The sequence below is a fragment of the Acidipropionibacterium jensenii DSM 20535 genome (assembly GCF_000425285.1).
GTDB classification, from domain to species: domain Bacteria; phylum Actinomycetota; class Actinomycetes; order Propionibacteriales; family Propionibacteriaceae; genus Acidipropionibacterium; species Acidipropionibacterium jensenii.
Window position 1 is genome coordinate 23642 of record NZ_AUDD01000003.1, and the last position, 22861, is coordinate 46502.

The following is a 22861-nucleotide window of genomic DNA, read 5'->3' on the forward strand; positions in this document are numbered from 1 at the left end:
GGTTCCTGGTCTCTCGAAGGGGTCAGGATACTGCTGCGAGGGGCGATCTCGGCCGTCCCGCCGACGCCCTGAACCAAGTCGAGGCGAGTCTCTTCTCGGAGCGTGTCAGGGCTTCAACTGGCGATCGTGATGTTCGCTTGTGCGAGGGCGTTGGTACCGGGCGGGGTGAGTCGCACGGCGCGGGTGGTGCCGATGCGCTCGATCCAGCCCTGGGCGAAGAAAGTGCGACACAGGGCGTTCCCGGCGGGACCGGCGAGATGGTAGTGGCGCTCCGTGGAGTCCATGCATGTTCGTGCCCGGGTCGCCTCGGCCTCGGGGACTCCCCACTCGGCGAGGAGGGCACGGCCCGCGTCGGTCGGCTGCCAGGCGCTGTCAAGGAGGCGACGCTCCTGCATCTGAGTGGTCAGGCCGGTACCCAGCCTGCCTGCGAGGTGTCGGTAGCAGGTGCGTCCAGCCAGGAGTCGTTCGTGTGCGGTCGTGGCGCGCAGGCTCGGCGGAGTGGGCACCGTGTCTCTCGCGATGACGCCCAGGTCCTCGATTGCTCGCGCGACGCGTTCCCCGGCGAGGTGGAGATAGCGGTGCCGGCCTTGCCGGACCTCGGTGACCAGGCCGCGAGCGACCAGGAGAGTGGCGTGCTCGCTGGCGGTGGATCGGGCGATGCCGCAGTAGGTGGCGAGTTCGCCAAGGGTCCAGGCACGCCCGTCCATCAGCGCCGCGCACATCGCGGCGCGCGACGGATCGGCCAACGCGGCGGCGGACGCCGCGATGTCCGGCACTGCCTCGGGAAAGCTGCGACCACTCACCCCTCCAGTATGAGCGGGGAGAAGGTTCGACTCCCACCGAACTCTCGGCAGACCAGGATCGAGGAGACGGGCAGCGAACGGGAGGACAATCGTGGCGGTAGTCGAGAAGCGGCGCGCAGCAGCGACTGGCGGTGTACTGGCGGGCTTCTTCATCGTCATGCTCGACACGACCATCGTCAACGTCGTCCTGCCGGACATCGGTAGCGATCTCGGCGCGAGCGTGTCGGGGCTGCAATGGATCGTCGACGCGTACACGCTGGTGCTCGCTGCGTTGCTGCTGACAGCTGGTGCTGCCTGCGATCGGCTCGACACCAGAACCGTGTACGTGTTCGGGCTCGGCTGGCTCGGGCTGATGTCGATCTGCTGTGCGCTCGCCCCGACGACGCTGCTGCTGGTCATCGCCCGCGCACTGCAGGGAGTCGGTGCGGCGGCGATCATTCCCGGCTCGCTCGCCCTGCTGGCGCAGCTGTTCCCCGAACCCGGCAGGCGCGCACGCGCCATCGGGCTCTGGGGCGGGGCAGGCGGGGTGGCTGCCGCCGTCGGACCGGTGATCGGCGGCTTCCTGGTCTCCGTCATCGGGTGGCGCGTCGTGTTCTGGGTGAACATCCCGGTCGTCGTGCTCGCCTGCTGGGCTGCCCTGCACGACATCGCCGCGCGGCCGGGCAATGCGCGTAGGGGGCTCGACCTGCCCGGTCTGGCGCTGTCGGTGCCGGGCCTGGCCGTCATCACCTGGGCGGTGATCGCCGCCGGTGAGCACGGCTGGATGCTCGCCCCGGTCTTCGGCCTGGCACTCGGGGTGCTGGTGCTGGCGGGCTTCGTGCTGGTCGAGCATCGGGTGCCCGCCCCGATGCTGCCCCTGAGTCTGTTCCACAGTGGCCGCTTCTCCGTCGCCAGCGTGGTGGGATTCGCGCTCAATGTCAGCTTCTTCGGGCAGCTCTTCGTGCTCTCGCTCTTCTTCCAGCGATACCTCGGCTACGAACCGTGGCTGGCCGGACTCGCGCTCGCACCGCAAGCCTGTAGTGCCGTTGTCGGCTCCCCGCTCGGCGGGCGCGCCTCAGCCAGGTTCGGCCCGTTCCCGGTCATGCTGATCGGCCTTCTGGTCGGTGCGGTGGGATTCGGTGGACTTGCCTTCGTCTCTGGCGCGACCGCATATCCGATCATCGCGGCCCTGTCCTTCGCCGGAGGACTCGGCATGGCATTCGCCATGCCCGCTGCCACGGCGGCGGCCGTCGCAACAGCACCCGCCGAACTCGCCGGTACCGCAAGCGGCGTCATCAACACCGCCCGACAGACCGGCACCGTGATCGGCGTCGCCACTCTCGGCACCTTCGCCACCGGGAGCAGCGGCTTCCTGCCCGGCTTTCAACGCGCCGTCACCGGTGCGAGCCTCGTCTTCCTCGTCGCCGCCGTCCTCGTCGCAGTCACACTGGTCCGGCACCGGCGTTCCAGTGGACTGCTCGGTGCATCTCGGACGTGCCCGAGGGACACCGAGCAGTCCAACTCATGAACCAGGCGCTGTTGAAGACGATATGCGTCGACAAGGACAACGAGGCACGCGTCGGTTGACGTAACCGGTACGACGGGCGGAGCCTCTCGGGAGCTGCATGTCGACGCACCGAGCTGGGCCGCCGCAGGCAGAGAAAGAGGGCCAGGTGAGAATCTGAGACCAAGCGTGGACCCTTGGTCGAAAGTTCAAACCTGACCCATCTGGGGTGGATAACGGGACTTGAACCCGCGACCCCCTGGACCACAACCAGGTGCTCTACCGACTGAGCTATATCCACCATCTGCCCGACAAGCTCCGGGCAACTCGGAGAGAATATCGAACCCCCGAGATCCTTGGCAAATCCGTGCGGGTCCACCGGGACGCGCACGGTGCCAGGTCAGTCGGCGGTGCGACCGGCTCCGGTGAGAGCCCCCTGGCACCTGGCGGCGATGGTCCTGGCAGTGGCGGCGTCCGGCCCCGGGGCCGGCACCATGAGCGCCTCGCGCCAGTACATCAACTCCTCGATCGACTCCTCGATGTCGGCCAGCGCGCGGTGGTTGCCCTGCTTGGTCGGGGAGTTCCGGTAGGCGGCCGGGTACCAGCGCTTCGCCAGCTCCTTGATGGAGGAGACATCGACATTGCGGTAGTGGGTGTACCCCTCGAGCTCGGGCATGTCCTTGGCCAGGAAGGACCGGTCGGTCCCGATGGAGTTGCCGGCCAGCGGGGCCTTGCCGGCCTCGGGCACCCACTCCTTGATGTAGTCGAGGACCTGCTTCTGGGCCTCCTCCATCGACATCCCGGAGTCCAGCTCGTCGAGCAGTCCCGAATGGGTGTGCATGCCGCGCACGAAGTCGTTCATGTGCTCCAACCACTCCGGCCTGGGGCGGATGATGACGTCGACCCCCTCACCCATCACGTTGAGGTCACCGTCGGTGACCAGGGCGGCCACCTCGATGAGCCCGTCATGGGCCAGGTCGAGCCCGGTCATCTCGCAGTCGATCCACACCAGCATGTTGTTCACGGGCAACCAGCCTACGTCGACGCGGCATGTCGCCCCGACGGCGTCATCCTCTAGACTTGCCGCGCTGGCCCGGTAGCTCAGCGGATAGAGCAGCAGCCTTCTAATCTGTCGCGCGTGGGTTCGATTCCCACCCGGGCCGCCACATCCTCGCCCTCCCCGTGCCTGGGCGGCTGCCAAGCAGGCGCCCCCGGGGCCGATTGTCGATCGCTCCCGGGCGAGCGGTCTGCCTCCTGTTGCCGATCCGCCGGTACAGTGGCTGGCATGCCCGAGTCCGCCACCATTCGCCGTCCCTGGTGGATGCGCCTGCTGCGCAACCCCTGGGCCTGGATCGTGCTGGCGATGATTCTCCTGTCGGTCGGGCTGCTGTACGCCCAGTACCTCCAGCTGCACGCCGACGTCGAGGTCGAGCGCGACGGCCGCAAGGGAGTGATCCCGGGCATCACCATGCGGTCGTTCACACTGGCCGCCCACTACGCCTGGCCCACCGCCGCCGTCTGGTCCCTGGTGTTCATCTGGCTGGACCGCTTCCGCACCCAGCACATGGCGATGTGGTTCACCGCCTTCGCCTGGGGTGCGGCGGTCGCCACCTCCATCTCCCTGGTCGTCAACACCTGGATGGCCGGCATGCTGTCGGTCCAGGGCGGCTACGACCCGAGCGGCGGGGCGGGTCCGGCGATCTACTCGGCGCCCTTCGTCGAGGAGACCTGCAAGGTGACGGTGCTCTTTCTGTTCGCCGTCTTCATGCGCAACCGCCTCACCTCGATGCTCCAGACGGTGAGCCTGGCGGGCCTGTCGGCGATCGGCTTCGCCTTCGTGGAGAACATCATCTACTACGCCCGCGCCGATAACTACGCCCGCATCACCGTCCAGGCCGGCGACCCCACCCAGGCCGTCCGGCAGCTCGTCCTGCTGCGCGGCGTCCTCACCTCCTTCGGTCACCCGCTGTTCACCTCGATGGCCGGGATCGGCCTGGCGATCGGCCTGCGTTCACGCAGTCGGCTGGTGCGGATCCTCGCCCCGGTCACCGGTTTCCTCGGAGCCGTGATCGGCCACATGGCCTTCAACGGGATCTCCTCGGTGGTGCCGAGCAAGGACCTCAAGGTCTACTGGTTCGTTGCCCTGGGGATCGTCGCCTCGCTGGTGATCTTCCTCATCGTCCGGCTGCTGCGCGAGGGTTCCATGGTGCGCAACCGGCTGGCCGACTACGTCGTGATGGGATGGCTGGAACCGCGCGACCCGACCGTGGTCGGCAGCCTCGCCAGGCGCTGGTGGATCACTGTGGTCGCCACCTCCCACGGGTTCGCCACCTGGTGGGCGACACTGGCATTCCTGCGCACCGCCACCGAGCTGGCCTACCTGCGGGACGCCGTCACCCGCGGCACCGCCGATGCCACCCAGGACCGTGAGGTCGCCCTGGTGGATCGACTCCGCGACCTGAGGCCGGTGGCCATCACCGAGTCCAAGGGGGCCCGACCGGTCGCCCCGCACCTGCCCGGTTGGTGGCCGTGGCGTCGCGGCAGGGCCGGTCGGATGCCGGCCTTCGCCCCGCCCGGACCCGGTTCGCGCCCGGCGGTCTCCTGGGTCCCGCCGCGTCCCTGACCGGTTCTCCACAGGAGGGTCGGGACCGAGGCGGGGTGGGAGAAGTTGTCCACAGATCTGTGCGGAGGCGGCAGATCGAGGCCTGCGCCACGACACGTGTCGGTGAGAGGAAAGGAACTCACATGGACGCGAACGTGTCAATCACCGGAAACCTCGGCACCGAGGTCGATTTCATCAGGAAGGACGGCTGGTGCGGCGGCCGATTCCGCATCGCCCAGACCCCCCGGTACCTCCGGGAGGGGCAGTGGTCGGACGGCGAGACCACCTGGATGTCGGTGCGTGTCAACGGCCGACTCGCCGAGAACTGCCGGCAGAGTCTCAGCAAGGGCGACCCCGTCGTGGTCGTCGGACGGCTGCGGACCCAGGCCTGGGTCACCGAGGACGGCGTGCGCCGTGAACAGCTGGTCATTCTCGCCTCCTCGGTCGGTCACGACCTGCAGCGGGGGACCAGCATGTTCGTCCGCCCGACGCCCAGGCCCGAGGAGGCTCCCATCATGGAGCCCGGTGCGGTTGTCGATGCGACCACCGAGCTGCTCACCGACCGCTCCGGGGGGTTCGCCGACCGGGACCCTGACGGCTCTGGGACTCATGCCACAGACGTCGAGGGCAGCGACCCCGCCGGAGTCGAGGGCGACCAGACGGATCTCGATGCCATCGAGATGGAGGGGGAGATCGCCTCGGCCGACCGCCACACCGGTGAGATCCCGGTCGGATAGCGGTGGAACCAACGGTGCGGCGGCCTCGCGCGGTGGTCGCGGTCGGAGGCGACTGGCATACTGGCGTGCGGCCCTCCGACCAGCCCTGTGCGGCGTGGGGCCACACGATCCCTGTTCCCGGTCGTGACCGTGGCCGCCCCGTGCCGGCCCGGCCACCCCACACAGACCTTGCGTCATCACGACGCCGAAGACACGCCAACCCCGAGGAGCGCCGATGGCTGAGTTCATCTACACCATGCACAACGTCCGGAAGGCGATCGGCGACAACGTCATTCTCGACGACGTCACGCTGTCCTTCTACCCCGGCGCCAAGATCGGGGTGGTCGGCCCCAACGGCGCCGGCAAGTCCACCATGCTCAAGCTGATGGCCGGCATCGAGAAGCCCAACAACGGCGACGCCACCCTCGCCAAGGGGGCCACCGTGGGGATCCTGCTCCAGGAGCCCCCGCTCACCGAGGACAAGACCGTCCTGGAGAACGTCGAGGAGGGAGTCGGCGAGATCAAGGCCAAGCTCCAGCGGTTCGAGGAGGTCTCGGCGGCGATGGCCGATCCGGACGCCGACTTCGACGCCCTGATGGCCGAGATGGGGGAGCTGCAGACCGAGCTGGACTCCTCCAACGCATGGGACATCGACGCCCAGCTGTCCCAGGCGATGGACGCCCTGCAGTGCCCCCCGCCCGACACCCCCGTCTCGGTGCTGTCCGGTGGTGAGCGACGCCGCGTCGCGCTGTGCAAGCTGCTGCTCCAGGCCCCCGACCTGCTGCTTCTCGACGAGCCCACCAACCACTTGGACGCCGAGTCGGTCAACTGGCTGGAGGGCCACCTCCACAGCTACGCCGGCGCCGTGCTGGCCGTCACCCACGACCGGTACTTCCTCGACAACGTCGCCCAGTGGATCTGCGAGGTGGACCGCGGCAAGCTGCACCCCTACGAGGGCAACTACTCCACTTACCTCGACACCAAGCGCCAGCGCCTCCAGATCGAGGGCAAGAAGGACGCCAAGCGGGCCAAGATCCTGGAGCGCGAGCTCGAGTGGGCGCGTTCCTCGCCCAAGGCCCGCCAGGCCAAGAACCGGGCCCGGCTGGCCCGGTACGAGGAGCTGGCCGCCGAGGCGGAGCGCAACCGCAAGATCGACACCGCCGAGATCAACATCCCGGCCGGCCCCCGACTGGGCAACACCGTCCTTCAGGTCACCAAGCTCACGAAGGCCTTCGAGGACCACGTCCTCTACAAGGACCTCACCTTCGACCTTCCCCGCGCCGGCATCGTCGGTGTGATCGGGCCCAACGGCGTCGGCAAGACGACCCTGTTCAAGATGATCGTCGGCCAGGAGCAGCCCGACTCCGGCACGTTGCGGGTGGGGGAGACGGTCAGTTTCTCCTACGTCGACCAGAACCGTGCCGGGATCGACCCCGACAAGAACCTCTGGGAGGTCGTCTCCGACGGACTGGACTACATCAAGGTCGGCAACTTCGAGGAGCCCTCGCGCGCCTATGTCGCCAGCTTCGGGTTCAAGGGGCCCGATCAGCAGAAGCTCGCCGGGGTGCTGTCGGGCGGTGAGCGCAACCGCCTGAACCTGGCGCTCACCCTCAAGCAGGGCGGCAACGTCCTGCTTCTCGACGAGCCCACCAACGACCTGGACGTCGAGACCCTGTCCAGCCTGGAGGACGCCCTGCTGGAGTTCCCCGGCTGCGCCGTGATCACCTCCCACGACCGGTGGTTCCTGGACCGGATCGCCACCCACATCCTGGCTTGGGAGGGCGAGGACGAGGACGGCGCGCCCCGATGGTTCTGGTTCGAGGGCAACTACGCCGACTACGAGGCGAACAAGGTTGACCGCCTCGGCGTGGAGGCCGCTCGCCCGCACGCCTCCAAGCACCGCAGGCTCACCCGAGGGGAGTGACTCGCTCGGCGTCGGGTCCCTCCGGGGGAGCCTCGCGGGGCGTCGGGGGCCTCTCGGGGCCCCTTCGGGCGGGGCCTCCTCGGGGCGCTTCCGTCACGGAAGGCTCGTCCGCGGCCGGCGACCGGTCGATCGGACGTCAATCGTTCGTAACAGTGGGCATCTAGCGTCCAGGACATCAGTCCGGGAGGTCACGTGATCATCGTGCTCGTCGTTCTGGCGGTGGCCTGCTGCACCGCCGTGGTGTGGTCGGCGATCGCCGAGAAGGTGCCGCCGGCGAGCGGATGGGCGCTGGCCGGCGCGACGGTGGCCACCACGGTGACCGCCCTGCTGGCCGGTGACATCCCGTCGCGGTTCGCCGCCTCCGTGCTGGCCGCCGGGTGCATGGCCGAGTCCGTGTGGACGATGGCCGCATCTTCATGGCAGCGCCGTCGGACCGCACGCGCTCTCTCCCGGTGAGTGCGTGCGGTCCGGGACCGGCTGTCGGGCCTTGAGGCGATGGCCGTGTCCGTGTCCGGCTCCTGTGACGCAGGTCGGGGGGCTCAGTGGTGGTCGTCCTCCGGCGAGGTCTCAGATGGGTCCGGGGCGCCATCTGACTCAGTCACCAGGTCGGTCTCGCTCGTTCTCTCGATCTTGAATCCAGTGAACCCGTACAGGAGGCTGAGCAGCGGGCTGAGGATGTTGAAGAATGCGAACGGCAGATACAGCAGTGTCGACACACCGAGAGCGGAACTCATGAAGGCACCGCAGGAGTTCCACGGCACAAGCGGCGAGGTGACTGTGCCGGAGTCGGCGCACAACCGGGAGAGGTTCGTGGGGGCGAGCCCGCGCTTGGCGAACTCGGCGCGATAGGTGCGGGCCGGCAGCACGAGTGCGATGTACTGGTCACCTGCCACGATGTTCAGGCCGAACGCCGAGCCGAACACGGCGACGTAGAGACCTCCGCGACTCTTCGCCCGCGCGAGCAGCGGATCGGTGAGTCGTCGGATCAGTCCCAGCTCGTCGAGGAGTGCTCCGAAGGTCACCGCCCCGATGATCAGCCACAGTGTGAGCAGCATGGAGTCCATGCCGCCCCGGGAGAGAAGGCGGTCGATGTCGGCGATACCCGTGTGGGCCGAGAACCCGCTCGACATCGCCAGCCAGGTCGCCCGAATCGCTCCCAGTGGAGTGAGGTGGTCCGCGCCGACAAAGCCGGAGAACACTCTGGGCTGCAGGATCGCACCGCTGATGCCCGCGAACACAGCTGCCAGGAACAGCGAGATGGAGGCGGAGACCTTGCGCACGGAGAGCACCACGAGCAGCACCAACGGCAACAGGTTCCACGGGGTGATGAGGAACACCTGGTCGAGTTTCTCCAGCTCGATGGAGGTCGGTGCCGGCGGCTGGGCCGAACCGCTGGTGAAGAGTCCGATGACGAGAAAGAGCACCACTGCAATGCCGAAGGCGGGGATCGAGGTCCAGGCCTGAGCCTTGATGTGCCGCATCACGTCGGCCTTCACCAGCTGGGCGGTGAGAATCGTCGTCTCCGACAGCGGGGAGAGCTTGTCGCCGAGATAGGCGCCGCTGACCACCGCGCCGGCCGCGATCCCGGGGGAGACTCCCAGCATGCTGCCGATGCCGACGAGTCCGACGCCGATCGTGCCGACAGTGGTCCACGAGCTACCGATCGACATCGCGATGATGCCGCAGATCAGGGCAGTCGCCGGATAGAACCACTCCGGTCTGAGCACATGGAGCCCGTAGGAGACGAGGGTGGGGATCGTGCCTGAGAGATTCCAGGTTCCGATCAGGGCGCCCACTGACAGCAGGATGAACACCGCCGAGGTGATCGACGCCATCGCCGACTGGCCCGCGGCCTGCACCTCGCCCCAGGGATGTCCATTCTTCAGGGCAACGGCCGCAGCCACCAGACAGGAGGCGACGAGGGCCACCTGGATCGGTCCGTCGAGGGCGTCCAGGCCGAAGATCAGGAGGGAGGACGCGATGAGGAGCACCATCGCGATCAGTGGTGTCAGCGAGTCGGCGATCGACGGATCCCGCTTCTGCCGCGCCTTCGGCTGTGCTTCTGCCGGCTGTGAGCCCTTCATGGCTGGCGCCTCAATTCTCGCTGCGTACCAGGGCGGGCATCGGTCAGAACTCGACGGGATCGCGCAGGATCGGGCACGTCATGCAGTGCCCGCCGCCACGGCCGCGGCCGAGTTCCGCGCCGACGATGGGGATGACCTCGATGCCGGCCTTGCGAAGCTGCTCATTCGTGAGGGTGTTGCGATCGTAGGTGTAGACCACTCCCGGGCTCAGAGCCACGGCGTTGTTGCCGCTGTCCCACTGCTGGCGCTCGGACTCGTAGTTGTTGCCGGCGGTCTCCACCACGCGCAGAGCGGGAAGTCCGAGTGCTCCGGCGACGACATCGACGAAGGGCCGCGATCCGTGGTCGATCACCTCTGCACCAGGTGCCTGGTCCGAGGGGCGCAGCGAGAAGGTGTGGACGGCGTCCATGATCCGGGGGAACAGTGTGACGACGTTGCGGTCGACGAAGGTGAACACGGTGTCGAGGTGCATCGCGGACCGGAGTTTGGGCATCCCGGCGACGATCACATGATCGGCAGCGCCCTGTGCGAACAGCTCGGTGGCGAGCTGGGTGATCGCCTGGCGGGAGGACCGTTCGCTCATCCCGATCAGCACCACTCCGTTGCCGACCGGCATCACGTCGCCACCCTCGAGGGTCGCCTGGCCCCAGTCGCGCTCGGCGTCGCCCCACCACACGGTCGAGTCGCGGAAGTCCGGGTGGAAGCGGTAGATGGCCTGCATCAGCAGCGTCTCATCGTGCCGGGCGGGCCAGTAGAGAGGATTCAGGGTGACGCCGCCATAGATCCAGCAGGTCGTGTCGCGGGTGTAGAGGGTGTTCGGGAGCGGCGGCATGAGGTACTCGTTGACGCCGGTCGACTCCCGGGCGAGGCTCAGGTAGTCCGTGCGGTAGTCGGCCGGTAGATCCGCGGTCGACAGACCGCCGATCAGGAACTCGGCCAGCTGGGCCTCATCAAGGGAGTCGAGGTAGGCCCGAGTGCCCTCGATCAGACCGAGGCCAACCTCGTTCGGCACGATCTTCCTGTCGAGCAGCCACGCTCGCGCGGAGGGGTCCCGCAGGGTGTCGGCGAGCAGGCTGTGCAGCTCGACGACCGCCACTCCGTGGGAGCGCAGACTGTCGGTGAACTCGTGATGATCTTTCTGCGCATTCTCCACCCACATCACATCGTCGAAGAGCAGCTCATCGCAGTTGGAAGGGGTCAGTCGGCGATGAGCCAGACGCGGTTCGCACACCAGAACCTTGCGCAGCACGCCGACCTCGGAGTATACCCCTGGCGTATTCGTCTCAGACATTGTCTGTTCCCTTTCTGGTGGATTGTTGAGTGATCTCAGAGCTGGATGAAACCGGTCGCGAGGGCAACTATTCCAGCGGCTGCGCCTATCAGCGATACCATGAGGATGACAAACTCCCGGGCGGTGAACAAGGTGCGTCCCTGTTCACGTCGGGTCATCACGAAAAGAATAGAAGCGGGAGCGTATATGACAAATGATAGGAGAAGGAACTGCAGGCCAGCCGCAAATATCAGGAAGGCCGTGTACAGGCAGGCCAGGATCGCCAGCATTATGTCGCGCGGAACCAGTGTGTTCTTCCCGGTGTTCTTCTCGGTGCCGCCGTTTCGGGAGAGTACCAGCTTCAGTGCGAACAGAGCCGCGAGGAAGAACGGTATGAGTGTGAGGGCGCTGGTGAGGTCGAGGGCCAGGTCCAGGGCATTGCTGGCGAACAGCAGGATGACAAGGAGCAGCTGGACGAGCAGCGAGCTCAGGAGCACCGCATTCTCGGGCACGCCATTGCGATTCGTTCTGGCAAGGAAGCGAGGCATGTCCTGGCTCTCGGCCATGACGCTCAGTACCTCGGCAGCCATCAGCGACCACGCGAGATATGCACCGAGCACTGAGACGATGAGCCCGATACTGACGAACCAGCGACCCCATGGGCCCACGGCGTGCTCGAGCACACCGGCCATCGACGGTTGGGGCAGTGCGGCGATGTCTGCCATCGGCATGATCCCGTAGGACGCGATCGTCACCGACGCGAAGACCGCGAACACGGACAGGAAGCCCAGCACGGTCGTCCTGCCGACGTCCTCGCGGCTCCTGGCGTGGCGGGAGTAGACGCTCGCTCCCTCGACGCCGAGGAACACGAAGACGGTGACCAGCATCGTCCCGCGAATCTGCTCGCCGAGTGAGCCCGCGTAGTCGGCCCCGGCCCAGTTCTGCAGGAAGACATGGAGTTTGAACACGAAGATGCACAGCAGCACGAAAATGACGATGGGCACGATCTTCGCGATGGTGATGATCGTGTTGATGAACGTCGCGTTCTGCACGCCCTTGCGGATGAGCAGGAAGAATCCCCACAGGCCGACCGAGGAGACTGCCACGGCGAGGACGGTGTCCCCGCCTCCGAGTCCGCGTACGCCGAGCCCGGAGAGGGTCGACATGATGAAGACCCAGTAGAAGGTGTTTCCCGCGCAGGCGCTCGCCCAGTAGCCGAAGCCCGAGAAGAAACCGAGGTACTCGCCAAAACCTGCCTTCGCGTACGCGAAGACGCCGGAGTCGAGCTTCGGCTCCCGGATGGCGAGCATCTGGAAGACGAATGCCAGCATGAGCATGCCCACACCGGCGATGACCCATGCGATGAGCGCGCCGGCAACTCCGGCTTCCCGGGCAAATCTGCCGGGAAGTGAGAACACTCCGGCGCCCACCATCGAACCCGCGACCAATGCGGTCAACGCGGCCACCGACAGTTTGTCCACCGACCGGGTCTCCTCGGGGGAGTCCCCCGCCTCTCTGTCCTCCGACATCGCGCCGCCTCTCCGTTTCCCCGGTATCGCGGTCGCACTCGTGTGTGCCTGCGATCAGGAGTTTATCGAGGGGGGTTGGTGGACACGACCGACACGCACCCTCATTTGTGGGGGAATTCGGGATTCGAGCCTGTTTGGTGTGCTTAACTCACGCATGTTTGGCTATCAGAGAAGTGAACTTACGGTGGGGATCACGTAACACTTCGTCCCACCAAAACCGTGTGGATCGTGGACCGCCCGCGGTATCAGTCGACGCGCCTGTCAGCGTCCATTGCAGACAGCCCTGGCCACATCCCGCGCCAATGGACCCATCGGCGTCAGATCCCCCAGTTGTGAGGGTTGCAATGCGGCCCGTCCGGGGCGTGCGGAGGATAGCCTTGTCGTAGAGTCCTGGGGTCTCCTGAAGGGGTCGCTGATGAAGGCACGGATAGGGGTTGTCGACGATCATCCAGCGGTGATTCTTGGTGTGACAGCCATCCTCAACGAGCAGCCGGATATGCGTGTGGTGGCCGGAGGGGCGACGATCGACGCCCTTCTGCAGTGTGGAGCGACCTTGGATCTGGTCCTGCTCGACCTCGTGCTCGTCGACGGATCGACACCGGCTGACAACGTGCGTCGGCTGACCGCTCTCGGAGTGACCACCCTCGCCTTCACCAGCGGCGATCAACCACAGCTTGTTCGCGAGGCTGCCCGAGCCGGAGCTGCGGGCATGATCCGCAAGTCCGAGTCCCCCGAAATGATCGTGCAGACGGTCCGTGGGGTGCTTCAGGGGGATCCGGTGCCGACGCCTGACTGGGCCACCGCGATCCTCGCGGATCACGCCTTCATCAGCGCGCACCTCAGTGATCGCGAGTCCGAGGTTCTGGCCCTGTACGCCTCGGGAGAGACTGCCGAACGAGTGGCCGAGGAGCTCTTCGTCTCGCGGACCACCGTGATCGACAACGTCAAGCGCATTCGCGCCAAGTACGCCGCCGTCGACCGCGTGGCTGTCACGAAGGTCGATCTGTTCAGACGCGCTGTCGAGGACGGTCTCATTGAGGCGGAGCGATAGGTGACGGAGCTCTCCTCCACCCACATGCGACGCGCGGATCGCTGGGCTGGCTCACTCATCGCAGTCTCCGCCCTGCTGCTCAGCGTGTGGTGGTTGCCCGACGCCCTGATGCAGCGGAACCGCTTCGCCATCTGGTGGACTGTCGGAGCGTGGGGTCTCATTGCGCTGTGGCTGCTGCTGGCGGGACTGGGGCAGCGGTTGCCGATGTGGTGGCTGCGTCGACTGTGGGCCGCGATCCCCAGTTTTCAGTTTCTGCTGCAGGTGCTCTCCTTCGCCGCCATCCGCGGCAATCCGTCCGACGTGATGCCCTGGGTGTGGACACTCGAGTCGACCACCGTGTGTCTGCTGGTGCTGCAACTGAGGCGGGTTGCCGCCGTCGCTGTCTCGATCGTCTTCTCGCTGAGCGTGCCGTTGTCGTCGTGGCTCTTCACCGGAGGGGTCTCGCAGCTCGTGCTCTCGAACACTCCCGTACGACTCAGCAATGTCTTGTTCGTCGTGCTGCTCATCGGCGTGCGACATCGTCTGTCATCGCTCTTCGAGGTCGAGACGGAGGCGCGTATGGCGGCAGACAGGAGAGCACTGAGCGCGGCCGAGACCCGGCAGCGGGCACGGTTCTCTCGCTTCGTCCACGACGAGGTGCTCTCGGTGCTCACCGCGGCACAACTGTTCAGCGGTACACCCCCGCCCGAGTTGCGGGCCGAGGCGGCCGCCACCATTCGGGCGCTGGCCGTCGAACGGCCCTCGGCGGCCGAGGACGCGCGCGCTGTCGATCCAGTCGATTCGACGGAGGCGGGGGAGCGGCTGCGCGCTCGGATCGCTCGCCTCGCGCCGACGGCGGTGGTCCACCTGGAGGCCGACCACATGCCGATCGATACAGGCGCTGTCGAGACTCTGGGCGACGCGGCGGCCGAGGCGGTGCGAAACGCACTCCGGCACTCTGAGGGAAACCACCTGTCGGTGCGCATGACGATCCTCGAGCAGTCGGTCGACATCTCGGTGAGTGACGACGGCACCGGCTTCGACGTGAACTCCATTCCGCCCGAGCGCTTGGGGGTTCGAGAGAGCATCTTCGCCCGAGTTCGCGAGATCGGTGGGCATGCGGAGGTCCTGTCCTCGCTCGGCCATGGCACAGAGGTGAGGCTGTCGTGGACCACACAGTGACCGCCAGGGGTACTGGTGCCGGCGGGCTCGCCACTCCTGCCGCCCGCTGGGCGCTCGTCTTCGCCTGGCTGATGGGGGCGGTGAAGGCGCTCGTCGACGGGCAGTTCAATCCCCAGTACGTCACACTCCCAGTGGCGTGCTTGTTGTGCCTTGTCGCAGCGGTGGTGCTGACGCGAAGGGAGGACCTGCCACTCAGCGGTGTGCTCGCGACCGTGGTCACCGCACTCGTGTTGACCGCGATGGTTCTCGCGCTCTCGGTGCCTCCGGATCGAGCCTCGATCTGGCAGCTCCAGTTCGGTGCGACGCTGCTCGCGCTGCTCTTCGTGCGGGGAGATCTCGTGCACGCCGTCATTGGCGCGGCACTGCACAGCGCCATATTCATCGTCTGGGCCCTGTGGTACTCAATGCCCGTCTCGTGGCTCCTGACCGTGCTGACGGCCCCGTGTGTTGTGTACTTCCTGGCGGTGACCTGGCTGTTCGGACTGCGCCGCGTCGTGATGCAGGAACGCACACACCGATCCGAGGCGGCCGAACACGTACGACAGACCAGGGCCGAGCGTGAGGCTGCCAGACGTATCGGCAGGGAGCTGGCCCTCGTGCGCGCGAAGACCGGGCATGTCCTCGCACTGCTTCGCGACGGTGCTCCTCTCGACAAGGAGTTGCGCGGTGAGATCGCGGTTGTCGGGGGAGAGATCCGAGATCGTCTCCGATCGCCCCGGTTGCAGCACCCCGAGCTGAACCGGGCCATTGCAGCGCTGCGGGCCGGTGGAACATCGGTGAACGTCCTGGCGGAAACCTCCGAGAGCGCTCCAGAACTGGGGGATCGGGCCGCAGAACAGATTGCCGCCGTGGTTCGCGATGAGGCTGGGGCTGACTCACTGGTGGTCACCTGGAATGAGCCGGAGCGAGTGAGCATCGTGGCCCGGCACGGAGATCGCAGCGAGAGGCACATCGTCCAGGTGCTGCCGGCGGTGAGCCGCTCAGACGCGGAGTAGTGGTGGTGGCTGGTGCTGGTAGCGCTGGTTGTGCCTCACCGTTGCCACCGGAGTGTCTGGCAACCGGAGTCCCGGGACGCGAGTACCTGTGTCGGGCATGGGTTGGGACGTGAATGCCCGTCTCGGGCGGGGTCGGGCTGCGGGAGCTCTCGTCGGGCAGGGTCGGGCCGCGGGTACCCACGTCGGGCAGGGTCGGGCTGCGAGTACCCACGCCGGGCGGCGTCGGGCTGCGAGTACCCATGCCGGACAGGGTCGGCTCGAGTGGGGCAGGGTCGGGCTGCGAGTACCCATGCCGGACAGGGTCGGCTCGAGTGGGGCAGGGTCGGGCTGCGAGTACCTGTGTCGGGCAGGGTCGGGTCACCGCGAACCCTGGTGGATTCTCGTCCCAGGGCCCTGACCGCACTCTGCTGGTTCCGAACGCGTGAGACATTGCCGTCAATGAGCGCGCGACGTTCGACTCCACGAGACGCGTGACAAGAGGTGTCTGGGGGAGTCGGTTTCCGGCTCTGGTGAGTGCCGGCGTGATTGATGGGAAATCGCTCTCGCCTTGAGCGCATGCTCGTGGTGTAGAAAAGGCGGTGTTGGAGGCGGATGGCGCCGGTTATCCCTGGTGGAGTGCGTTGCATCAGTCGAACGTGGCCGGCCTTGATCTGCGTCGGCTGGGACGTGAATAGTTCTCGCACTTGTGTGTGTTTCCGCGTTCAGTGTCAGATTGTGATCGGAAGGAATATGCTCTCGGTCTTCTCGCATGATCGGTCGCGCGAGTGACGGATTCGATATCGAGCTGGATTCACGGTGTTTCGGTATATCATCAGGCCCCCTGAATCGACCAACGATCGACCCGTCCAAGCTGACCATCCCGCCATACCGTCCGCGGTGTGGCCGGTAGTTCCCGGGGCTCGGCTGGGCGGTGGTATGTTCCCGATCCCCCTGCCTTGACCGCCTGACCAAAGAACACCTCCTATGAGACGTGACTTCCCTCGCGGGTCAGATCGACAGGCAGTCCTCTCTCGGTCTGCTCCCCGCCGTCTCGTCGGCTCTCCTTCGCGACTCAACGGCCCAGGTGGGATTGGTTCTGTGCTCCTGACCGCGGCGACCATCTCATGTGGCCACGCCCGTCATCTGGCCATGCTCGTCATGTGGCCACGGCACGGCAACCCGTGAGGGGACAGTGGTTGCCGAGGCCGGGCGGGGACGGGTCCCGCTCTCGTCGCCGTGCTGTCCGGAGGCGCCACACCTGCGTCTGCTGCACCAGGGGTCCCCGACAGATCGCCACTCGGTCATCTCCAGCGCGCTACGTGTTGGGCTGTGCGTCGGTGAGGGTGCTGAAGTGTAGGGGTGCGCCTGTGCGGCGCTGGCGGTTGTGGTCGTGCCGGCTCGTCCGGGTGCTCATGAGCGTCCCGCGGACCTGCATGTGCAGACGGCCCGGCGTCCGGATGCTGTCGTGCGGTTCTGGTGTCCGGAAACTGTCACACCTTCTTGGTAGCCTTTTGTCGGTTTGCCGATGTGTCACTACTCGAAGTCCCAACAAAAAACTGTCAGTGCTGCCGGGTAGAGTTAATTAGTTAGGTGTCAAGTATGGTTAGAGCGGTAATCATGAAGGCGCCGTCGGAGTGTGTGCATGACAATGTGGAACTCCAAAAAAAGAGGCAGGAAATATCCTCCCGACTCTTGTGTGATGGACGCCGTGAACATACCATTGATCCATGGAACAGGTATCGGACTTCTGGGCGGCGACCCGGGTGATCTCAGAGGCCCTCGATGGCCTGGATCACGCCGCGGTCAGCCACATGTCCGATACTGAGAAGGTTCGGGCCATGACCTGCCTGAGGACCCTTTCCCGACGACTTGACGTCTCGGCACGGGTCGTCACTGATGTGGTGTCCAAGGCATGTGCCGTCGACCGCGCGACCGGTCTGATGCTCTCGGACTTCCTGGCCAGGGAGGAGGGTCGTTCCGCCAGTGAGGGGCTTGGCGAGGTTCATCGTGCCGCAGCGATCACCGCGAACTCCCAGGTTCGTGATGCTGCACTGGCAGGAACGATCACGCCCGAACATGCGGTGGCCATCGGCCAGCAGATGCGCACACTGCCGGTAGGTGAGATGACGCGCGACGAGGAAGATGCCGCGGCCGGTCAGTTCATCGATGCGGCGCGTTCGACAGCGCCGGGCCAGTTGTCGCGCAAGACCGCCTCGATCCTCGAGACCGCCGCACCTCGGCTGGCTCCCTCGCCTCGCGACCGGGCCGGGCGGACCGCCGCCAGACGCAAGCACGCGGTGGCCGAACGACGGTTCTGCTGGGGTGAGGACGGGAACGGCTCCATCTGGTTCTCCGGCAAGCTGCCCGAGCTGGAGGGTCGAACCCTCATCGGCACCCTTCAGGCTTTCACAGAGAAGGGCCGGCAGGCCGAGCGCGCCGAACGGGAGGCACTGCGCGCCCAGCGCAATCAAGGGGTCATCTCCAGCAGGCAGTACCTGGCGCTGCGCCGGGAGACTGATGCGCGCGGCGCCCGCACCACCGCCCAGCGGATGGCAGACGCCCTGGTTGATGCCGCCCATCTGCTGGCCGGAAAGGGCCTCGTCCCCTCGGCCGGGGGACAGCCGCCCCGCATCGTGGTCACCATCGGCTACCAGTACCTGCGTGACGCCCTGCAGGGCATGATCGACGCGGGCACCTTCGAGGGTGAGGTACCCGTCCATGCCGGAACTCTGCGTCGCTTGTGCTGCGATGCGCAGATCCTGCCCGTCGTGCTCGGTTCAGATTCTCAGACCATGGATGTGGGACGCTCCGAGCGTCTGGTCACCCCAGGGATCCGTCGGGCGCTGGAGCACCGAGACGGAGGATGCATCTACCCCGGCTGCACCGTTCCAGGCCATCTGTGCCAGGCACACCATGTGTGTCCCTTCTGGGACGGTGGGGCCACCTCACTGGACAATCTGGTGCTGGTGTGCCGCCACCACCACGCCGTTGTCTAACCCGACCCGCACCGCGACCGAGACCAGCCCAGGATCGTCTTCGACCCGACCACTGGACGACCCCGCGTCATCGAACCCGAGCGCATGCGGAACTACCGCACTCGCCTCGCCAGACCGGGCAGCTCGGATCAGGGGGAGGACTCCGTCCGCATGGGTGGCGAGATCCAAAGTGGCGCCGCCGATCGGCCGCGTGACCCCAACAAGCACCAGCACCAGGCTGCCCTGCTGTAGTCGCTGATGGCGGGAGCCACAGGGTCACGGGTCTTGGCGCTCAGCGGGTCCTGGAACTCAGCGGTCCCTGGGGGTTGTGTCGGGCGGGGCGAGCAGATCGCGGGGGGTTGAGTGGGGCCCGGGCCTTGAGTGGGCCGTGGGACTTGAGCAGGTCCTGGGATTCGAGCGAGTCTCGTGGCGAACGGGACCGGGAAGACTCAGCGCCTCCCCGGGCTCAGACTGTCAGCCGGTCCGGCGAACTGGGTGCAAGGCGGTGGAGCGGGTGCCGGGTGGGGCGTCCAATGGGCTGCAGGTGGGCGGCGATCCCAGGCCTGGATACTCAGTGCTTCTGGGACCTCAGACCCGCCCGCTCCCGCCCCGCACGGTCCCGCCCCGCACGGTCCGGTTCTGCACGGTCCGGTTCTGCACGGTCCTGTCCCACACAGTCTCGTTCTGCACCGTCCCGAACCACCCCGCCCGTCAGGCTCAGTGGTGCTGAAGGTGGGAGGCGAACAGCTCCGCGAGGGTGAGGGCGCGACGTCCGGCCAGGTCGGAGGTCTGACGGCGGCAGGAGAAGCCGTCGGAGACGACGATCGCCCCCGGGCCGGCCTTCTCGATGGCGGGCAGCAGGTCGTGCTCGGCCACCGCCACCGAGGTCTCGTAGTGGCCGATCTCCACCCCGAAGTTGCCGGCGTAGCCGCAGCACCCGCCGACCGTGGTCACGGTCGCACCGGAGGCCTCCAGCAGTCGCCGGTCCGGGCCGAAGCCCAGGATCGAGGCGTGGTGGCAGTGCGGCTGGGCGACGATGGTGTGCCCGGCCAGGCTCGGCGGCTGCCACCCGGCGGCCTCCAGCATCTCCGCCATGGTGTGGATGTCCTTGCCGACCACCGCGGTGCGCGGATCATCGCCCACCAGCTCCTGGGCGTCGGCACGCCACACCGTGGTGCAGGAGGGCTCAAGACCCACGATCGGGATACCGGCCTCGGCCAGCGGGGCCAGCACGTCGAGCGCCTTGCGCAGCTTCTTGGCGGCGCCGTCGAGCTGACCGGTGGTGATCCAGGTCAGTCCGCAGCACACGTCATCGGTGAGCACCTCGGGCTGGTAGCCGGCGTCGGCCAGCACCGCGACCACGGCCGACAGGTCGCAGTCGCCGAGCATGTCGGAGAAGGAGTCCACCCAGATGACGACCCGGCCGTGCTTGGCGGTCGAGGACCGTCCGGCCCGCACCGCGTCGGCCGCCGTGGTGGAGTGCTCGGCGCTCAGCCCCTTGCGGGCCGGCCCGCCGGGTCGGAAGGTCGGCAGCGGACGGCGCTGGTCCACCCCGGCCACCCAGCGGCCCAGATGCTTGATGCCGGTGATCTTCAACGCGGTGTTGGTCACCGTCGCCATCCCGGGAACTGCAGAGATGAGCCGCTCCCAGCGGGGCAGCCAGCCCATCACGTAGTGGGAGCGGGGACGCAGGTGGCCGCGGTACTTCTCGAAGAACACCCGCGAGCGGTAGCTGGCCATGTCGATGCCGGTCGGGCAGTCGCGGGCACAGCCCTTGCAGGCCAGGCACAGGTCCAGCGCCTGGGCCACCTCGGGGGAGTCCCAGCCGTTGACCAGGGTGCCGTTGACCATCTCCTGGAGGACCTTCGCGCGGCCCCGGGTGGAGTCCTTCTCGTTGTGGCTGGCCTGGTAGGAGGGGCACATCACGCCGCCGTGCTGGGAGTTCTCGGCGATGCACTTGCCGACCCCCGTGCACTGGTGGACGTCGTGGGCGAACTGCGGGTGGCTGAGGGTCAGCGGCGAGTTGCGGGCGGCGAAGACCCGGATGTCGGCCTCCACCGGCCGCGGATCGACGAGCACGCCGGGGTTGACCAGGTTGTCGGGATCCAGGATCCCCTTCACCTGACCGAACAGGGAGATCGCCTCGGGGGAGTACATCGCCGGCAGCAGGGCCGAGCGGGCCCGTCCGTCGCCGTGCTCGCCGGAGGCCGATCCGCCGTGGCGGGCCACCAGGGCGGCGGCGTCCTCCACGAAGGAGCGGTACTGCGCCGGACCGTCGTCGGCGTCCAGCGGGTAGTCGATGCGGCAGTGCACGCATCCCTCGCCGAAGTGACCGTAGGGCATGCCGTGCAGCCCGTGGGCGGTGAGCAGTTCCTCGAAGTCGCGCAGATAGGCGCCCAGATCGGAGGGCGGAACCGCGGCGTCCTCCCAGCCGGCCCAGGCCAGCTTCTCCAGGCTGACCCCGGCCAGTCCGGCGCCGTCGGAGCGGATCTGCCACAGGGCGGCGGCCTCGACGGGATCGGAGACCACCCGGGCGTCCAGTGCCCCGGAGGCGGCAGTCATCTGCTGGGCGCGGGCGGTCACCTCGGCCGGGTCGTCGCCGCGCAGGTCCAGGAACATCCAGCCGTCCCCGCGGGGCAGGTCCGGCACCGCCGAGGCCCCCTTGGCGCGGGCCACGACGTCGACGATCCGGCGGTCCATCCCCTCGCAGGCCACCGGCTTGAAGGGCAGCAGGGCGGTGACGGCGTCGGCCGCCTCGGGCATGGTGGGGTATCCCAGCGCGACGGTGACGCCGTAGGGCGGGTCGGCGACCATCCTGACGGTGGCCCGGGTGACGATCCCCAGGGTTCCCTCGGTGCCGCAGATGAAGGCCGGCAGGTTGAAGCCGTTCTCGGGGGCCAGATGCTCCATCTGGTAGCCGGAGACCTGCCGGGAGAACCGGCCGAACTCGGTGCGGATGACCCCCAGGTTCGCCTCCGCCAGCTCCCTGAGCCCGGTCAGACGCGGATCGGCGGACTCCCCGGCGCGCACCGTGAGGACATCCCCGGCGGCGGTCAGCAGGTCGACCGACACGACGTTGTCGCAGGTACGGCCGTATCCCAGCGCCCGCGGACCGCAGGCATTGTTGCCGATCATCCCACCGATCGTGCAGCGGGTCGAGGTGGACGGGTCGGGCCCGAACCGCAGCCCGTGCGGACGGCCGGCGTCCTGCAGGGAGGCCTGGATGACGCCGGGGTCCACCACCGCGGTGCGGGCCTCGGGGTCGAGCTGATGGATCGTGTGGAGATGACGGGCCAGGTCGATCACCAGGCCCTCACCGATGGCATTGCCCGCGCAGCTGGTGCCCGCGCCGCGGGTGGTCACCGGAAGGCCCACCTCGGCGGCCGCCCGCACCAGGGCGGTCACCTCCTCGACGCTGCGGGGCCGTGCGACAGCGGTGGGGACGACCCGGTATATGGAGGCGTCGCTGGAGTACAGCGCACGAGCCAGGGTCGAGCTGTCCAGACAGTCGGGGGCCCCGGAATCGAGCCGGCCGAGTGTGGAGACGAAGTCCCCGAGAAGTTCACTGTCGGCAATCATGCTGGGAGCGGACATGTGCCTCAGTCTCCCACGGCCCCCAGGACGGTGCGCAGGGCCCTGCCCACCGCGGACAGGTCGGCCGGATCGATGACGTCGATGAAGACTCTTCGGACCGCCTGCAGGTGGAGCGGGGCGACCTCCACGAGGCGGGCGTAGCCGGCGTCCGTGAGGTGGGTCATCACCCCGCGACGGTCGTGACTGGCGGGCCGTCGCTCGACCATCCCGAGGGTCTCCAGCCGGGCCACGGTGTGGGTCATCCGGGACCGGGAGGCCCTCACCAGCTTGGCCAGGGCGCCCATCCGCAGGCTGCGGTCGGGGGCCTCCGACAGGTGGATCAGGACCTCGTACTCGCCCAGCCCCAACCCCTGGGCGCGCAGGTTGGCGTCGAGGACGCGGTCCACGGTCGCACTCGCCTTGAGCCAGTCCCGCCAGACCCTCTGCTGCTCCTCGTCGAGCCAGCGGGTGGTGCCCGGGTGTACAGGTGCGGGTGCCTGCCGGGCAACGTTGTCTTCGGGCATGGCTGCATCGTATGACCTGGCAACCTCCCTGGACGATCGAGCGTTCCCGTCCATCTGGCAGAACGGGATGGGACGGGATGGGACGGGATGGGACCCGATGAGGGGGGACGTCGACCGTCACCTCCGGGTGAGGAGTTGGCGGGTCTGTCTAACACTGCCCCCGGATCGTTGTGGGATCTGCCCATCAGGGTC

Annotated in this window: 15 protein-coding genes, 2 tRNA genes and 2 pseudogenes; 10 read left to right on the top strand and 9 right to left on the bottom strand. The window is 67.4% G+C overall.

Features of this window, described 5'->3' with window-relative positions:
* Window positions 1–113: 113 nt before the first annotated feature.
* Window positions 114–803 carry an ArsR/SmtB family transcription factor gene (locus H590_RS14445; RefSeq protein WP_036980706.1) on the bottom strand — a complete coding sequence of 230 codons (690 nt, stop codon included), beginning with the start codon at window positions 801–803 and terminating at the stop codon, window positions 114–116.
* Between the two features lie 91 nt (window positions 804–894).
* On the opposite strand from H590_RS14445, the gene H590_RS14450 reads away from it, so the two are divergent.
* Window positions 895–2310 (top strand): DHA2 family efflux MFS transporter permease subunit, encoded by a 1416-nt coding sequence (locus tag H590_RS14450; protein WP_232020927.1) that lies wholly within the window; start codon window positions 895–897, stop codon window positions 2308–2310.
* 201 nt (window positions 2311–2511) lie between these two features.
* On the opposite strand, the gene H590_RS0102260 is transcribed toward H590_RS14450, so the two are convergent.
* Window positions 2512–2587, bottom strand: a tRNA-His gene (locus tag H590_RS0102260).
* Between the two features lie 99 nt (window positions 2588–2686).
* Window positions 2687–3301 carry an oligoribonuclease gene (gene orn, locus H590_RS0102265; protein WP_028702276.1) on the bottom strand — a complete coding sequence of 205 codons (615 nt, stop codon included), beginning with the start codon at window positions 3299–3301 and terminating at the stop codon, window positions 2687–2689.
* A gap of 75 nt (window positions 3302–3376) precedes the next feature.
* Here orn and H590_RS0102270 point away from each other — a divergent pair.
* The 5 genes from H590_RS0102270 to H590_RS0102290 all read left to right on the top strand — a co-directional run bounded on the left by H590_RS0102270 (window position 3377) and on the right by H590_RS0102290 (window position 7984).
* Window positions 3377–3452: transfer RNA gene (locus H590_RS0102270), tRNA-Arg, on the top strand.
* A gap of 119 nt (window positions 3453–3571) precedes the next feature.
* Entirely contained in the window at window positions 3572–4909 is a 1338-nt protein-coding gene (locus H590_RS14455; protein ID WP_036980709.1) for a PrsW family intramembrane metalloprotease, read from the top strand.
* Window positions 4910–5031: 122 nt separating this feature from the next.
* Window positions 5032–5625 (top strand): single-stranded DNA-binding protein, encoded by a 594-nt coding sequence (locus tag H590_RS17770; RefSeq protein ID WP_084149216.1) that lies wholly within the window; start codon window positions 5032–5034, stop codon window positions 5623–5625.
* A gap of 214 nt (window positions 5626–5839) precedes the next feature.
* Window positions 5840–7528, top strand: coding sequence for an energy-dependent translational throttle protein EttA (ettA, locus tag H590_RS0102285; protein WP_028702277.1), 1689 nt, complete (start codon window positions 5840–5842; stop codon window positions 7526–7528).
* A 192-nt stretch (window positions 7529–7720) separates the two neighbouring features.
* Window positions 7721–7984, top strand: coding sequence for a hypothetical protein (locus tag H590_RS0102290; protein WP_028702278.1), 264 nt, complete (start codon window positions 7721–7723; stop codon window positions 7982–7984).
* A gap of 83 nt (window positions 7985–8067) precedes the next feature.
* Here H590_RS0102290 and nhaC read toward each other — a convergent pair whose 3' ends face one another.
* Genes nhaC through H590_RS0102305 form a run of 3 tightly spaced genes read right to left on the bottom strand, consistent with a single transcriptional unit; the run spans window position 8068 to window position 12411 of the window.
* Window positions 8068–9612, bottom strand: a complete 1545-nt coding sequence (nhaC, locus tag H590_RS14465) for a Na+/H+ antiporter NhaC (RefSeq protein ID WP_051238091.1) — start codon at window positions 9610–9612, stop codon at window positions 8068–8070.
* Between the two features lie 43 nt (window positions 9613–9655).
* A complete protein-coding gene (locus H590_RS0102300) occupies window positions 9656–10903 on the bottom strand; it encodes an arginine deiminase (protein WP_028702279.1) in 1248 nt (415 codons plus the stop codon).
* A gap of 35 nt (window positions 10904–10938) precedes the next feature.
* Window positions 10939–12411: a basic amino acid/polyamine antiporter gene (locus tag H590_RS0102305; RefSeq protein ID WP_084149217.1), complete on the bottom strand. Its 1473-nt coding sequence runs from the start codon at window positions 12409–12411 to the stop codon at window positions 10939–10941.
* A gap of 415 nt (window positions 12412–12826) precedes the next feature.
* On the opposite strand from H590_RS0102305, the gene H590_RS0102310 reads away from it, so the two are divergent.
* The 4 genes from H590_RS0102310 to H590_RS0102325 all read left to right on the top strand — a co-directional run bounded on the left by H590_RS0102310 (window position 12827) and on the right by H590_RS0102325 (window position 18593).
* Window positions 12827–13462, top strand: coding sequence for a response regulator transcription factor (locus tag H590_RS0102310; RefSeq protein WP_028702281.1), 636 nt, complete (start codon window positions 12827–12829; stop codon window positions 13460–13462).
* Window positions 13463–14623: a sensor histidine kinase gene (locus tag H590_RS0102315; RefSeq protein WP_028702282.1), complete on the top strand. Its 1161-nt coding sequence runs from the start codon at window positions 13463–13465 to the stop codon at window positions 14621–14623.
* A complete protein-coding gene (locus H590_RS0102320; protein WP_126412794.1) occupies window positions 14608–15618 on the top strand; it encodes a hypothetical protein in 1011 nt (336 codons plus the stop codon). Before H590_RS0102315 ends, H590_RS0102320 begins: the two co-directional genes overlap by 16 nt.
* Window positions 15619–17324: 1706 nt before the next feature.
* Complete coding sequence (locus H590_RS0102325; RefSeq protein ID WP_028702284.1) at window positions 17325–18593, top strand: HNH endonuclease signature motif containing protein; 1269 nt, start codon at window positions 17325–17327, stop codon at window positions 18591–18593.
* Between the two features lie 696 nt (window positions 18594–19289).
* Here H590_RS0102325 and H590_RS19395 read toward each other — a convergent pair.
* The 3 genes and pseudogenes from H590_RS19395 to H590_RS0102340 all read right to left on the bottom strand — a co-directional run.
* Window positions 19290–19997 (bottom strand): annotated as a pseudogene (locus H590_RS19395) ((Fe-S)-binding protein); the annotation flags it as partial.
* A gap of 68 nt (window positions 19998–20065) precedes the next feature.
* Window positions 20066–22151, bottom strand: a pseudogene (locus H590_RS0102335) (FAD-binding and (Fe-S)-binding domain-containing protein); the annotation flags it as partial.
* A 20-nt stretch (window positions 22152–22171) separates the two neighbouring features.
* On the bottom strand, window positions 22172–22669 hold the full coding sequence (locus H590_RS0102340) for a MarR family winged helix-turn-helix transcriptional regulator (RefSeq protein ID WP_036980714.1): 498 nt from the start codon (window positions 22667–22669) through the stop codon (window positions 22172–22174).
* Window positions 22670–22861: the final 192 nt, after the last annotated feature.

Excerpts from the sequence above, each read along its gene's own strand:
- orn (WP_028702276.1), bottom strand. The coding sequence starts at position 3,301 with ATGCTGGTGTGGATCGACTGCGAGATGACCGGGCTCGACCTGGCCCAT.
- H590_RS14455 (WP_036980709.1), top strand. The coding sequence starts at position 3,572 with ATGCCCGAGTCCGCCACCATTCGCCGTCCCTGGTGGATGCGCCTGCTG.
- H590_RS17770 (WP_084149216.1), top strand. The coding sequence starts at position 5,032 with ATGGACGCGAACGTGTCAATCACCGGAAACCTCGGCACCGAGGTCGAT.
- ettA (WP_028702277.1), top strand. The coding sequence starts at position 5,840 with ATGGCTGAGTTCATCTACACCATGCACAACGTCCGGAAGGCGATCGGC.
- nhaC (WP_051238091.1), bottom strand. The coding sequence starts at position 9,612 with ATGAAGGGCTCACAGCCGGCAGAAGCACAGCCGAAGGCGCGGCAGAAG.
- H590_RS0102300 (WP_028702279.1), bottom strand. The coding sequence starts at position 10,903 with ATGTCTGAGACGAATACGCCAGGGGTATACTCCGAGGTCGGCGTGCTG.
- H590_RS0102305 (WP_084149217.1), bottom strand. The coding sequence starts at position 12,411 with ATGTCGGAGGACAGAGAGGCGGGGGACTCCCCCGAGGAGACCCGGTCG.
- H590_RS0102310 (WP_028702281.1), top strand. The coding sequence starts at position 12,827 with ATGAAGGCACGGATAGGGGTTGTCGACGATCATCCAGCGGTGATTCTT.
- H590_RS0102325 (WP_028702284.1), top strand. The coding sequence starts at position 17,325 with ATGGAACAGGTATCGGACTTCTGGGCGGCGACCCGGGTGATCTCAGAG.
- H590_RS0102340 (WP_036980714.1), bottom strand. The coding sequence starts at position 22,669 with ATGCCCGAAGACAACGTTGCCCGGCAGGCACCCGCACCTGTACACCCG.